The following is a 13106-nucleotide window of genomic DNA, read 5'->3' as shown; positions in this document are numbered from 1 at the left end:
GCCTGTTCAGTCAGAAAACTGATTCAAAACGCGCGAAGTGTGTGATTACGCCGGTCCGAACCGGGTCTACCGGGGCACGCCGCCCACATATTCACCGGTCGAATCGGTGGCGGGCTTGCGCGCGCCCGACTTCCCGTGTCCCACGAACAAGGCCGAGGCCACCACGCCGATCAGCAGGATGGCGGCGGGCAGGATCATCGACTGGGCCAGTGAGGTGCTGAATTCGTCGAGGATGTGGGGCGGGAGGGGGCCAGTGGCGGCTCCTTCGCCGACCGGGCCGCTGTCGCCGAGACCGTTGGCGGTGAGGCGGGCGGCGATCAAGGCGCTGATCGCCGCACTGCCGAGGACCGCGCCGACCTGACGGGTGGTGTTGTAGATGCCCGCACCCGCACCAGCCTGGGTGACCGGCAGGTTGTGGGTGGCGGTCGAGGCGAGCGGGGCCCAGATGCAGGAGCTGGCGAGTCCACCGACGCCTGCGGCGATCAGGAACCAGATGATCGACGAGTCCGGGCTCATGAGCACACCGAAGGACGCCACCGATCCGGCGAACAGCACGAACCCGATGGTCGGCAACAGTCGCGGCGGTAGTTTGTCCGACACCCTGCCGATGAACGGCGCGGTGACACCGGTGATGATCGCCATCGGCGCGAAGATCAGCGCCGACATGGTCGGCGACATCTCGCGCACCGCCTGCAGATAGAAGTACGACGGCACCATCATCGACGTCACCGCGGCACCCATGGCGGCGATCGCCAGGTTCGACAGCGCGAAGTTGCGGTCACGGAACAGGCTCAGCGGCACCAGCGGTTCACCCTTGTTTCGCGCCTGGTTGATCACGAACACGATCAACATCACCACGCCGAAGCCGATCAACAGCCAGATCCGCAACGACCAGTCTTGCGAATTGCCTTCCTGGATACCGAAAACCAGGGCCAGCATGCCGATTCCGCTGAGGACGACGCCGACGATGTCGAACTTGTGATCGCTGGTCGGCAGCGCCGGGACGAGCCACACGGCCAGCCCGAACGCGATGATGCCGACCGGCACGTTGACGAAGAAGATCCACTCCCAGCCGAGGTTGTCGACCAGCACACCACCCATGATCGGGCCGATCAACGTGGCCAGCCCGGCGACACCACCCCACAGGCCCATCGCAGCGCCACGCTTGTCCGGCGCGAAGGTGCGGGTGATCACGGCCATGGTCTGCGGCGTCATCAGCGCGGCGCCGATGCCCTGGGCGGCGCGGGCGGCGATCAGCATCCCGATACTGCCCGACAGACCACACCACAGCGAGGCCGCGGTGAACACCGCGAGGCCGATCAGATAGATGTTCTTCGGCCCGAACTTGTCGCCGAGACGGCCGGTGACCAGCAGCGGCACCGCGTAGGTGAGCAGGTAGGCGCTGGTCACCCAGATGACGTTGGAGATGTCGGTGTGCAGCTCGGTCATGATGGCCGGGTTGGCGACCGCGACGATCGTCATGTCCAGCAGGATCATGAAGAACCCGACCACCAGCGCGAACAGCGCCAGCCACGGATTACGTTGGGTGGTCATCGAATTCGTTCCAATCGGGGAGAAGGATTCAGCTTCGGGCAGCCCAGCGCGGCCGAGGCGCGGCGTCCGGGTGATCCCCGCTCGGCCATTCGTGGGTGTGATCGCCGGTGATCCGTTCGCCGGTGTCGGGATCGAACTGCTCCCACGGCACGGCACCGCTGCCGAGTTCGGCGGCGAAGTCGGTGATCCAGGTGAGTTCGGCGTGGGTGGTGGCGCGAATGTATTCCAGGACAACGTAATAGCGGCGCGGCATGGCACGGCCGCGCGTCCAGTCGAGCAGCGCGTCCATGTCGACGCAGGCCTGGTTCAGGTGTTCCGCGCGTTCTTCGAGCAGCGCGACGACCTGCTCCCGTGGGAGGGTGTGCGCCTCCGACAGCGCCACCCGAAAGATCGGATACTCCTGCACGGGCGTGCGCAACAGCTCCGCGATCCGCCCCCGCAACGCACTACGCCCCGCCTCACCGATCCGGTACGTGGTCCGCTCGGGCCGATTCCCAGCCCGCCCGACCCCCTCCGCCACCACCATCTCGTCATCGGCCAGCCTGGCCACCACGTGATACAGCGACCCCGGCCGCACCTTGACCAGCAGGTCCTCCCGCCGAGCGATCAGCAGTTGATACATCTCATACGGATGCATAGGCCGCTCATCGAGCAACGCGAGCACCGCAATAGCCAACGGCGTCAACGCACTCCGCCCCACCCCACCACCTCCACTCACCGCAATGTTCCGAACCAAATATTCCAGTAGGAATATACGGAACGGAACATGGGCTGACAAGGGGGCTGGACCGGGAAGCGGACCCCGAGACGTACCGGGTCTCACCTGAACGGCCGTAGAATCGGCAGTCGAACGTGACAGCTCGGGGGAATCACAGTGGGGGCACATCGATTTCGGCGCACAGCCATCGCATTACTGGCCGTCGCCATCACCACCGCCGGCTGCGGCGACATAGAACGCGCACTCAACCGTGGCGGCGCCACACCCTGCGGCGACTACCTCGACCAGGACGCCGACACCCAGCGCCTGACGATCACGAAGTTCATCCAGGATCGCCGCGACAACAGCGAGGACCTCTCCCCCGCAACCGTCGACGTCGCACGAGGCGGCATCAACATGCTGTGCTCGATCCCCTCGAACGCCGACGTCCCCATCGAGAACGCCACCCTGAAGGGCCTCGAAATCCGCATCCAACCGACACGATGACCGGGCGCGAGATCAGCACGGCGCCGCGGCGCCGATCTCTTCGGTCTCCAAGGTGACGACGGAGTTGGCGGGGGCGTTGGTTCCGGCCGCTGGTTGCTGAGTTGCGACCATGCATTGACCGCCGTTCTTACCGCGGTTCTCCCCGCCGACGATCTTCACCTGGAAGCCCGCGGCGGTGAGTGTGTTCCGTGCCGTGCCTGGACGTTCGCCCAGCACGCTGGGGACAGCCGTGGTCGCCCGCGAACTGGAGAGTTCGGTGGACTCCCTCGAAATCGAGAAGTATTCGCCGCTGAAATTGTCGGAGCAGGAGATGTCTGTCTCGCTCGAGGCACAGGAGATGCCGTTGCCGATAAGGGTGGAGCCGTAGGGGAGGACGAGAGCGTCCTGCTTACCGTAGAACACGGGCTCGGTGACACACAGGAACAACGAACCGGACGCGCCGACTCCTGCCGCGGGAATCGGGGAGTTCCCGACCTCGCGCTTGGCGCAGGCATCCTCACCCTGGGGCGTCGCCGCTTCACGACCCATACAAGCCGCCTGGATCGGCACCTCGTAGTTCGTCATCGGCTGATCGAAGATGGCGCAGTGGAACATCCCGCTCGGCGACTGGAAGAACAGTCCCGACTTGCCATAGTTGTTTGCCGACTGCCGGTAGCGCTCGTACTCGGCGAGGTTCAGGTCTCCCGTGGCCCGCGCCTGTTGCGTGGAGGTCGGGGCGGTCGCTTGTCGAGGCGGGGCGGCGTTTTCAGCGGTGGAACAACCGGACAACACTCCCACGGCCACCACAGCAGCGAGCACAGACAACAACGAGCGCAACGAACTTCCCCCTGATAAGCGACGATCCGCCGCTGACAACCGAGAGCTAATGCTAACAGGACTGCTTCGTACAGGAGCCGTTCAATTGCCCTGTGCTACAACGAGCTTCATCCGTTGATCCGGCTCCTGGCCGGGATGCTCTCAGCGAATCCCCGTGGCCAGCGGCGACCGGGGCACGACCCCGTTGTTCAGCTGAGACGTCGTTCGAACCAGTGGTCTGCGAGTGGATCGTTGCCATAGGGCAGGGTTTCGGTATAGCCGTGCTTCAGGTAGAGGGCGCGGGCTTCGGTGAGGTCTTTGCGGGTGTTGAGGCGGATTGTGTGGGCGCCGAGGGTGCGGGCGGTTGATTCGGCTGCGTGGAGTAGGGCGGATGCGCCGCCTTTGCCGCGGGTGTCGGGGTGGACGAACATGCGGGTCAGTTCGAGGGTTCGGGGGGCGAGGTGGCGTAGGCCGATGCAGCCGGCGCCACGCGTAGTCAGAGTCGGTGACGCGGCGGATCTCGTCTTTCACGCAATCATTCCCGGCGCTCAGAGTGCGTGGGCGTCCAGCCAGGTGCGGGCTGCGTCGGCGGGGCGGGTTCCTGATTCGATCTGGTGGATCAGGGCGGTCAGGTCTTCGGTGGTGAGTTCGCCCGCGACGTAGTTGAGTTTTTTCAGCTGTCGGCGGTCGAAGATGCCGGCGCGGTAGACGGCTAGGATGTTCTGGGCGCGCAGGGTGTAGTCGGGGTCGGGCAGGGCCGCGGGGGGACGGAGGTCGGTGCCGTCGGCGGCGTCGGTGACCGAAAGGCCCTGCGGGAGTGAGGCATTGACCGCGGTGATGACCTCGTCGGGTTTGCGGGCGGACGAGGTGGGGTTCCAGTCGGTCAGTAGGTCGCCGTTGCGGGCGGGCAGGACGGCGATGCGACCCGAGTCCAGGTCGGCGAGCGGGTCGACCAACTGGGTGACGACGGTCGTCGGGGTACCGGTGCGGGCCAGGGCCTGGGAATAGATCTCGGCGAGCAGAACCGATTCCGTCGTCGAATCCCCACCCACCACAACCACCGGACGGGTGTCCTCGGAGGCGCAGGAAACAGTGCCGAAAACGCAGGTGGCGGCCAGGATCGCGGCGGCGGTTCGACGCACGACGACCGAATGCATCCGACGACACCAACTTTCTGAATTTGCCGTCAACCCGCGCAATTCGGCCCGACGGCGGGCAGTATGAACTACCAGAATGTACCTGTGGCCCCCGGGTCGCACGCACAGCGCACTGCCCGCCTTTGCCGGAAGGACACCAGTGAAAACCGCCTTCGCCTCCTCTTCAACGCGACAACGTCGACCGGCACGCAGCCTCGCGGTCCGGGCGGGCCGGGTGCTGGCTGCCGCTGTGGCACTGGCCGCCGCCATGATCCTCGCCTCCTGCGGCAACAGCGATCCGCTTGCCGCCAAGGGTGATTGCACCAGCGACGCGCTGATCGTCGGCTCGGCCAATTTCCCCGAATCCGAGACCGTCGCCAACATCTACACCGAAGCATTGCGGATCAACGGCTTCAAAGTCGACACCAAATTCGATATCGGCAGCCGCGAGGCCTACATTCCCGCGCTGCGCCAGTGCGCCATCTCGCTGATCCCGGAATACACCGGCAACCTGCTGCAATACCTCGACAAAGACGCCACCGCCACCGCCGCTCCCGAGGTGAACGCCGCGCTCACCAAGGCGCTCGGCGAGGACCTCGCCATCGCAACGCCCGCCCCGGGTGAGGATTCCGACGCCGTCGTCGTCACCCGCGCGACCGCCGACAAGTGGAACCTGAAAACCATCGCCGATCTCGCGCCGCATTCGGCCGAGGTGAAATTCGGTGCGATGGCCGAATTCGCGCAGCGCCCGGGTGGGCTACCGGGGTTGAAGAAGAACTACGGGCTCGATATCAGCGACGCCAATTTCGTGCCGATCGCCGACGGCGGCGGGCCCGCCACGGTGCGCGCCCTGGTCGACGGACAGGTGAACGCCGCCGATATCTTCACCACGTCGCAAGCGATCGCGCAGAACGACCTGGTCGTCCTCGCCGATCCGAAGCACAATTTCGCGGCCCAGAATGTGGTGCCGCTGTTCAATTCCGCGAAGAAGACCGATAAAGCGGTCGCGGTGCTCGATGCGGTATCGGCCAAATTGACCACCACCGAACTGATTTCGCTGAACACGGCCGTTTCCGGCGACAGCAAGATCGAGCCGAAGGCGGCCGCGCTCGCCTGGATCACCGCGCAAGGGTTGAACTCCCCCATCGGCTGAGGCATTGCGCCTCGAGGAGAACTCGTTGTCCGACATCGTATTCAGCGGTATCGATAAGACGTATCCGAACGGCACGCACGCGGTGCGCGATCTGAATTTGCGCATCGAATCCGGCTCGTTCACGGTGTTCGTCGGGCCGTCCGGCTGCGGCAAGACCACCTCGATGCGCATGATCAACCGGATGGTCGAGCCCACCGCGGGCACCATCACCATCGACGGTCGCGATATCGCGACGGTCGACCCGGTGAAATTGCGCCTCGGCATCGGCTATGTGATCCAGAGCGGCGGGCTGCTGCCCAACCGCAAGGTGATCGACAATGTGGCGACCGTGCCGGTCCTGCTCGGACAATCACGCAAGGCCGCCCGCGCCGCCGCGCTCGAAGTGATGGACCGCGTCGGCCTGGATCGCGATCTGGCGCAACGGTATCCGGCCCAGCTCTCGGGCGGCCAGCAGCAACGGGTGGGGGTGGCGCGGGCATTGGCGGCGGATCCGCCGGTGCTGTTGATGGACGAGCCGTTCAGCGCGGTCGACCCGGTGGTGCGGGCGGAATTGCAGTCGGAGATGCGACGATTGCAGGCGGAGCTGAACAAGACGATCGTGTTCGTCACCCACGATATCGACGAGGCGATCACCCTCGGCGACAAGATCGCGGTGTTCGGACGCGGCGGGGTGCTGCAGCAGTACGACACCCCTGAACGCGTACTCGCCCAGCCCGCAACAGATTTCGTTGCCGGGTTCGTCGGCCGGGATCGTGGTTACCGAGGGCTGTCGTTCCGCAGCGCCGATGCCGTTGCGCTGGCACCGATTCGGACGATCGAGGCCGATGACATCGCCGGCTTGCGGCTCACCCAGGGCGAATGGGCGCTGATCGTCGATGCCGACGGGAAGCCGGGCGGCTGGATCGATGTGACCGGCGTGGAAGGAGTCCGTGCCGGAAAACCCTTGGACGCCAGCGTTTCGGCCGGTGGTTCACTGTTCACGCCGTCAGGCGACCTGCGCCAGGCCCTGGACGCGGCGATCTCCTCCCCCTCCGGCATCGGCGTCGCCGTCGACGAGGCGGGTGCCGTGCGCGGCGGACTGCTGGCTGCCGACGTCCTGACCCAACTCGCCGAGCAGCGGGCAACCGAGGACGCCGAACGCAACCAGGAGTTCTTCACGCAGGGCGCGTCGTGAGATACCTGATCGACAACTTCGCCGAGATCATGGCGATCACCCGCACCCACCTGGTGCTGGCGCTGGTCCCGCTGCTGCTCGGCTTGGTGATCGCGGTGCCGATCGGCGCGCTGGTGCGCGGAAACCGTTGGGCCAGAAGGATCACCACCACGGTGTCGAGCCTGGCCTACACGATTCCCTCGCTCGCCCTGTTCGTGATCATCCCGCCGCTGATCGGCATCTCCATGATCGACCCGCTCAATGTGATCATCGCGCTCACCGTGTATTCGACCGCGCTGCTGTTGATCGCGGTACCGACGGCACTGGATACGGTGCCCGCCAGCGTGCTCGATGCCGCCGACGCGATCGGCTTCGGCCGGTTCCGGCGGACCGTCACCGTCGATATGCCTTTGGCGCTACCGGTTTTCACCGCTTCCCTGCGGGTGGTGGTGGTCACCAATATCGCGATGGTGTCGGTCGGTGCACTGATCGGGGTCGGCGGGCTCGGCAAGCTGTTCACCCAGGGCTATCAGCGTGACTATCCCGACCAGATCATCGCGGGCATCATCGTCACCCTGGTGCTGGCGCTGATCTTCGACCGACTGGTGTTCCTGCTCGGCAGACTCGCGACGCCGTGGACCCGGGCCGATGCGAAGGGGGCGCGCGCGTGAACCTGTTCATCGAAGCCTGGAACTACCTGAGCGACGGCGCGAACTGGGGCGGGCCCACCGGCATCGAACACCGGCTGCTGCAACACCTTTGGTACAGCTTCCTCACGGTGGCGCTGTCGGCGGTGATCGCGGTGCCGCTGGGCTTGATCATCGGGCACACGCGTCGCGGCAGTGCGGTGATGGTCGGGTTCGCCAATGCCATGCGGGCGCTGCCGACCTTGGGTCTGCTCACGTTTCTGGTGCTCGGGCTCGGGCTCGGGCTGATCCCGCCGCTGCTGGCGCTGATCACCGTCGGCATTCCGCCGCTGCTGGCGGGCGCGTATGCGGGGATCGCGAACGTGCCTGCCGATGTGGTGGACGCGTCGCGGGCGATGGGGATGACGGAAAGCCAGATCCTGTTCCGGGTCGAGGTGCCCAATGCGCTGCCGGTAATCCTCGGCGGATTGCGCAGCGCCACACTGCAAGTGGTCGCCACCGCGACCATCGCCGCCTATGTCAACCTCGGTGGGCTCGGGCGCTACATCTTCGACGGGATCGGGCTCTACCGCTATGACCTGGTGTTGGTCGGCGCGCTACTGGTTGCGATGCTTGCCCTGGTGCTCGACGGACTGCTCGCGGTGGCGGTCTGGGCCAGTGTGCCAGGATCCGGCCGGGTCACGCGCTCCGGCGCAATCACGCAAATCGACGCCGCAAAGTCAGAATTCTGATTGGAACGCGCCGTTGTGCGTGATCAGGCCGGTCCTGCGGCGTCAATCGTCGCCGAGAAGTGCGCGCAGGTGCGGGTCGTCGGCCAAGATCTCCTTGACTCTGGCCCGCTCGCTCGCTCGATGCGCCTGAGCCTGAATCCACTCCTGGGCGGCGAGCACCATCGCCACATTCACCGACACACCGTCGGCCTCGGCCCCGGCTGCCAGCTGTTCGTAGACCTCGTCGGGTAGCTGCACGGTGATCGTGGTCATCATCCGATGATCCCAGACAACGCGACAGCGCCCCCGCTCCGGTGGGAACGAGGGCGCTGTCGGCAGAGAAACTAGGCGACGCCCTCGGCGCGCGCCGCTTCCGCCACGGCCTCGGCGACGGCCGGGGCCACGCGCGGGTCGAGCGGGCTCGGGATGATCTTGTCGACAGCCAGCTCGTCGGCGACGACACCGAAGATGGCGTCCGCGGCGGCGACCTTCATGCCCTCGGTGATGCGGCGGGCACCGGCGTCGAGCGCGCCCTTGAACACACCGGGGAACGCGAGCACATTGTTGATCTGGTTCGGGAAGTCGCTGCGACCCGTCGCCACGATCGCCACGTACTTGGCGGCCACGTCGGGGTGGATCTCCGGGTCCGGGTTCGACATGGCGAACACGATCGCTTCGGGGGCCATCGAGGCGATGAGCTCCTCGGGGATCTTGCCCGCGGACAGGCCGAGGAACACGTCGGCACCGGCGAGCGCGTCGGCCGGACCACCGGTCAGGCCGCGCGGGTTGGAGCGGGCGGCCAGTTCGGCCTTCACACCGTTGAGGCCGTCGCGCCCGGCGCTGACGATGCCCTTCGAGTCGAGCACGACCACATCGGGGATACCGGCGGCGAGCAGGATGTTCGCGCACGCCACACCGGCCGCACCGGCACCGGAGACGACGACCTTCAGGCCCGACATGTCACGACCCTGCACCGCAGCCGCACCCTTGAGGGCGGCCAGCACCACGATGGCGGTGCCGTGCTGGTCGTCGTGCATGACCGGGCAGTCGAGGGCCTCGATGACGCGGCGTTCGATCTCGAAGCAGCGGGGTGCGGAGATGTCTTCCAGGTTCACCGCGCCGAAGCTCGGACGCAGGTGGATCAGCGTCTGGACGATCTCGTCGGGGTCGGTGGTGTCGAGCACCAGCGGGATCGAGTTCAGGCCCGCGAACTTCTTGAACAGCGCGGCCTTGCCCTCCATCACGGGCAGCGAGGCGCGCGGGCCGATGTCGCCGAGGCCGAGCACGGCGGTGCCGTCGCTGACCACGACCACGAGGCGGTCGGTCCAGGTGTAGCGCTTGGTGAGCGCGGGGTCCTCGGCGATGGCCCGGCTGACCTGGGCGACACCGGGGGTGTAGGCGATGGACAGGTCGCGCTGGGTCTCGAGCGGCGCGGCCAGCTCGACCGACAGCTTGCCGCCGAGGTGGCCCGCGAAGATCTCGTCGTTGGTGATGGCAGCGAGGCTCGCTGCGTCATCGGCCTTGGGCGCCGCGGTGGCATTCGGTGCGTCAGTCACAGGTGACACGATTTCACTCCTGCTCGAGTCGGGCTCAACCGGGGGACGGTTACCGCCGGGTATATCGGAACTACACATTTCGGGGTCGCTACCACGCTCATCGGGTGCGCGACCGCACGCGTTTCGCGGTGGAAACCGGTACGCGTGGCGCGGCACTGATCCGCCGAGCGGAGCCGGACAGGTGGGTCCGGGCGAGCAAAACGGGTCGACCATCGCTGTGACGGTGCGTCACACTGCGGAAGGTCACCATGTCCCCGAACCCGGCGGTGGCAAGGGAAGGGAATCCGCAACATTCTGCCAGCACGGTGTGTCTATTGCCAAACCGCGTCATGGATCGAGCGTAACCGCGTCGAATTGCCGTCGCGTAAGCGAAAACTCGCAGCACAGCGGGAACATCCGGTGAACTTTCACACCGCGGCGGGGGTGGCCTCGGTGAGCTCGCCGCCGAGCGGCTCCGGCCATTCCTCCCGACGCACCCACACCTCGTCGAGCCCACCACAGCGCAGCCGCACCAGCCAGTCGGCGTTGGCGTCGGGGTGGTCGATGCGACGGTGGATGCCGCGGCTCTCGGTACGCACCAGCGCGCTGTAACCGGCCCACCGGGCGACGGCGAGCAGTGCCGCGGCCTGCCGCGCTCGGAGCTGTTGGACACCGAGGCCGCCGAGTTCCAGGTGCGCGCCGGGCCACATGGCGTCCAGTTCGGCGATGCTGTCGCCGAGGCTGCCCGCGCTGCGCCGGTAGCTGCGGCGCAACGGCAACGTGTGTTCCTGCACCAGCCCGACCACCGAGCGCGGGTCGATGTGCGCGTGCGGACCGAGACCCGCGCCGGGCACGGGGCGCGCACTGCTCGCCCGCTCGTTGGCGATCGCGAACGCGGCCGCCCCCTGGCCCGCCCACGTGCCCGAGGCCAGCGCCCACGCGCCGTTGAGGCCGCCGGTGGCGCCTGCCGCCCCGGTGACGATCTGTCGGCCCGTCACATCGCCCGCGCCGAACAGGCCACGGATCGTCGTCGAGCAATCGGTGTCGGCGATGGCAAGGCCGCCCGCACCGCGGATGGTGCCCTCGAGCACCGCCCGCACCGGCACCCGGCCGGTCGCGTCGATCGCGCCGTGTCGGCTCAGCCAGTGCCGGACGGTGTCGGGCACTTCGTGCAAGGCGGCGAAGACCCGTCGGCCATCGGCGATGGCGGTGAGTGCCGCCGGATACCGGTCGGGCAGTTCGACGCCCGCTTCGTCGTAGAGGGCCGCGAAATGCACCGCCAACCCGGGCGCGACGGCCGGATGTGGATGTACTCGCGACAGCACCGGCGCCAACCCGTAGGCGCTGGAGAATTCCATCCCGCACAGTTCGGCCCCGGCCTCGGCGGCCATCAGCAGGCCCTCGCCGGTACTCACCTCGGTCCCCGCGCCGCCGGACAGGAACGCGCAGCCGCCGGTCGCGACCACGACCGCGCCCGCCCGCACGGTCCACGGCCGAAACTTGTTGTGGCGCTGGACCCCCGCGGCACCGACCACTGTGCCCGCCGGATCGACGAGCAGTTGCAGCGCCGGATGATGATCGAGGATGCGCACGCCCGCCTCGAGCGCGCCGCGACGCAGTCTGCGCAGATAGCTCGCACCGTCGAAGTGGATGTGGGCCGGGTCGCCGGACGGATCCGGGACCCGATGGCGGGTGCCCGACCAGGTCTGCAACCGCCGGTGGGTCTCGTCGACGACGCGGTGCAACCAGGCCCGATCACCGAGCCCACCGCCGGAACCGAACGCCTTCTCGACCGCGTCGGCCCGGCCCGGACCAGGGGGAATGTCCCAGAGCACGGTCGTGCCGTACACGGTGGGACCGCTGGAACCGCAGCGGCTCTTGTCGACCAGCACCACCCGTACGCCCGCCGCGGCGGCGGAGACGGCGGCCCAGAGCCCGGCGGGTCCACCGCCGAGGATCAGAACGTCCGTTTCGATGCTGGTCACAAAGAGAAATATTCGGGCACAGTTCACCCGACCGCAACCATTACACGACCGTCAACCCCACCATTGTGTCCAAAGCAATACACCGGCCGTGACCAAGACCGTCGCGGACCCGAACAATACGGACATCCCACGGCGGCGGTCGGCGAAAACCTGCGCGAGAACCACCACCACCGCGGCCACGACATGCCAACTCAGCGACTCGACACCCGGTCCGGGAAAGTCGCGCCGCGCACCGATCACCGCGGCGCCCACGACCACGCACAACAGCACCACCACCCCGCCCGCGACGACGCCGCTGACGGTGCGCACCAGCGTCACGAGGCGATCACCGGCGCCCCGCTCGCCTCGTCGACGAGCGCCTCGTACTGGTCGGGATCGGTGCCGCACGCACCGATCCCGATGGTCTTGTTGCTGCCGTGATAGTCCGACGAACCGGTGCGGATCAGACCCAGCTCACGCGAAAGGTCGCTCAGCACAAGGCGATCGGCCTCGTTGTGATCGGGATGGTCGATCTCGAGTCCGCTCAAGCCGAGCCCGGCCAACTCCCGGATCTCGTCGAGCGCCAGCAGTCGGCCCCGTTTGCGGGCGCGGGCGTGGGCGATCACGCTCACCCCGCCCGCGGCCGCGATCAACTCCACGGCCCTGGTCAGCGGGGTGTCGGCCTTCTCGGCGTAGTAGGGCCCGTGCGGGGCGAGCAGATCGACGAACGCCTCGTTCACGCTCTCGACCACCCCGGCCGCCATCAGCGCCTGCGCCAGATGCGGCCTGCCCACCGCCGGACCCGCGCTCGCCATCACCGCGACGGGATCGATCGGCAGCCCGTCGGCCGCCATCTTCTCGGCCATCGCCCGCACCCTGGCCACCCGCTCGCCGCGCAACCGCTCGCGCTCATCGGCGAAACCGCGATCGGTGGGGTCGAACAGATACGCCAGCAGATGCACCGGCACCGGGAAGCCGTCCTCCCCCATGCCCGTGCACGACATCTCCATGCCACGCACCAGCGTGAGCCCCAGCGGACGGGCCGCCTCGGCCTCGGCCCAGCCGCCGGTGGTGTCGTGATCGGTGATCGCGACGACGTCGAGACCGGCCGCCGCGGCATGACGCACCAGTTCGGCGGGGGTGTCGGTGCCGTCGGAGGCGGTGGAGTGGGTATGCAGGTCGATGCGCACACTCTCAGTCATACAGTGCGGTCGCCGGTCCTGCGCGTTCCGAGGGCCCACCCGGTCGGTGCCCG

The 13106-nt window shown here is 67.4% G+C and carries 15 protein-coding genes; 5 read left to right on the top strand and 10 right to left on the bottom strand.

Features of this window, described 5'->3' with window-relative positions:
* Positions 1-66: 66 nt before the first annotated feature.
* Positions 67-1554 carry a DHA2 family efflux MFS transporter permease subunit gene (locus ACFW6D_RS08855; RefSeq protein WP_379326226.1) on the bottom strand — a complete coding sequence of 496 codons (1488 nt, stop codon included), beginning with the start codon at positions 1552-1554 and terminating at the stop codon, positions 67-69.
* 28 nt (positions 1555-1582) lie between these two features.
* A complete protein-coding gene (locus ACFW6D_RS08850; protein WP_379326224.1) occupies positions 1583-2254 on the bottom strand; it encodes a PadR family transcriptional regulator in 672 nt (223 codons plus the stop codon).
* A 174-nt stretch (positions 2255-2428) separates the two neighbouring features.
* On the opposite strand from ACFW6D_RS08850, the gene ACFW6D_RS08845 reads away from it, so the two are divergent.
* The gene (locus ACFW6D_RS08845; RefSeq protein ID WP_379326222.1) at positions 2429-2758 is read left to right on the top strand and encodes a hypothetical protein; all 330 of its coding nucleotides are present in this window, start codon (positions 2429-2431) and stop codon (positions 2756-2758) included.
* Between the two features lie 12 nt (positions 2759-2770).
* Here the strand turns inward: ACFW6D_RS08845 and ACFW6D_RS08840 are convergent, their stop codons facing one another.
* From ACFW6D_RS08840 to ACFW6D_RS08830, 3 genes are all read right to left on the bottom strand, one after another.
* The gene (locus ACFW6D_RS08840) at positions 2771-3574 is read right to left on the bottom strand and encodes a PASTA domain-containing protein (RefSeq protein WP_379326219.1); all 804 of its coding nucleotides are present in this window, start codon (positions 3572-3574) and stop codon (positions 2771-2773) included.
* A 188-nt stretch (positions 3575-3762) separates the two neighbouring features.
* On the bottom strand, positions 3763-4029 hold the full coding sequence (locus tag ACFW6D_RS08835; protein ID WP_379326313.1) for a GNAT family N-acetyltransferase: 267 nt from the start codon (positions 4027-4029) through the stop codon (positions 3763-3765).
* 72 nt (positions 4030-4101) lie between these two features.
* Entirely contained in the window at positions 4102-4710 is a 609-nt protein-coding gene (locus ACFW6D_RS08830; protein WP_379326217.1) for a hypothetical protein, read from the bottom strand.
* 247 nt (positions 4711-4957) lie between these two features.
* Here ACFW6D_RS08830 and ACFW6D_RS08825 point away from each other — a divergent pair, with 247 nt between their 5' ends.
* Genes ACFW6D_RS08825 through ACFW6D_RS08810 form a run of 4 tightly spaced genes read left to right on the top strand, consistent with a single transcriptional unit; the run spans position 4958 to position 8373 of the window.
* Positions 4958-5842, top strand: a complete 885-nt coding sequence (locus ACFW6D_RS08825; protein ID WP_379326311.1) for an ABC transporter substrate-binding protein — start codon at positions 4958-4960, stop codon at positions 5840-5842.
* 25 nt (positions 5843-5867) lie between these two features.
* Positions 5868-7016: an ABC transporter ATP-binding protein gene (locus ACFW6D_RS08820; protein ID WP_379326215.1), complete on the top strand. Its 1149-nt coding sequence runs from the start codon at positions 5868-5870 to the stop codon at positions 7014-7016.
* Complete coding sequence (locus ACFW6D_RS08815; protein ID WP_379326213.1) at positions 7013-7666, top strand: ABC transporter permease; 654 nt, start codon at positions 7013-7015, stop codon at positions 7664-7666. The genes ACFW6D_RS08820 and ACFW6D_RS08815 overlap by 4 nt, the downstream gene beginning before the upstream one ends.
* Positions 7663-8373, top strand: a complete 711-nt coding sequence (locus tag ACFW6D_RS08810) for an ABC transporter permease (RefSeq protein WP_379326211.1) — start codon at positions 7663-7665, stop codon at positions 8371-8373. The genes ACFW6D_RS08815 and ACFW6D_RS08810 overlap by 4 nt, the downstream gene beginning before the upstream one ends.
* Before the next feature lie 42 nt (positions 8374-8415).
* Here the strand turns inward: ACFW6D_RS08810 and ACFW6D_RS08805 are convergent, their stop codons facing one another.
* The 5 genes from ACFW6D_RS08805 to ACFW6D_RS08785 all read right to left on the bottom strand — a co-directional run bounded on the left by ACFW6D_RS08805 (position 8416) and on the right by ACFW6D_RS08785 (position 13041).
* A complete protein-coding gene (locus ACFW6D_RS08805; protein WP_379231306.1) occupies positions 8416-8625 on the bottom strand; it encodes a hypothetical protein in 210 nt (69 codons plus the stop codon).
* 71 nt (positions 8626-8696) lie between these two features.
* Positions 8697-9917, bottom strand: a complete 1221-nt coding sequence (locus ACFW6D_RS08800; RefSeq protein WP_379326209.1) for an NADP-dependent malic enzyme — start codon at positions 9915-9917, stop codon at positions 8697-8699.
* Between the two features lie 398 nt (positions 9918-10315).
* Positions 10316-11872: an FAD-binding protein gene (locus ACFW6D_RS08795; RefSeq protein WP_379326208.1), complete on the bottom strand. Its 1557-nt coding sequence runs from the start codon at positions 11870-11872 to the stop codon at positions 10316-10318.
* 51 nt (positions 11873-11923) lie between these two features.
* The gene (locus ACFW6D_RS08790) at positions 11924-12190 is read right to left on the bottom strand and encodes a hypothetical protein (protein WP_379326206.1); all 267 of its coding nucleotides are present in this window, start codon (positions 12188-12190) and stop codon (positions 11924-11926) included.
* A complete protein-coding gene (locus tag ACFW6D_RS08785) occupies positions 12187-13041 on the bottom strand; it encodes a PHP domain-containing protein (protein WP_379326309.1) in 855 nt (284 codons plus the stop codon). The genes ACFW6D_RS08790 and ACFW6D_RS08785 overlap by 4 nt, the downstream gene beginning before the upstream one ends.
* Positions 13042-13106: the final 65 nt, after the last annotated feature.

Source organism: Nocardia sp. NPDC058705 (assembly GCF_042749305.1).
Lineage (GTDB): Bacteria > Actinomycetota > Actinomycetes > Mycobacteriales > Mycobacteriaceae > Nocardia.
This window is presented reverse-complemented; position numbering and strand designations above follow the sequence as displayed.

What these genes read in the sequence shown, in the direction of transcription:
- ACFW6D_RS08855 (WP_379326226.1), bottom strand. Translation starts at nt 1,554, where the DNA reads ATGACCACCCAACGTAATCCGTGGCTGGCGCTGTTCGCGCTGGTGGTC.
- ACFW6D_RS08830 (WP_379326217.1), bottom strand. Translation starts at nt 4,710, where the DNA reads ATGCATTCGGTCGTCGTGCGTCGAACCGCCGCCGCGATCCTGGCCGCC.
- ACFW6D_RS08825 (WP_379326311.1), top strand. Translation starts at nt 4,958, where the DNA reads ATGATCCTCGCCTCCTGCGGCAACAGCGATCCGCTTGCCGCCAAGGGT.
- ACFW6D_RS08805 (WP_379231306.1), bottom strand. Translation starts at nt 8,625, where the DNA reads ATGACCACGATCACCGTGCAGCTACCCGACGAGGTCTACGAACAGCTG.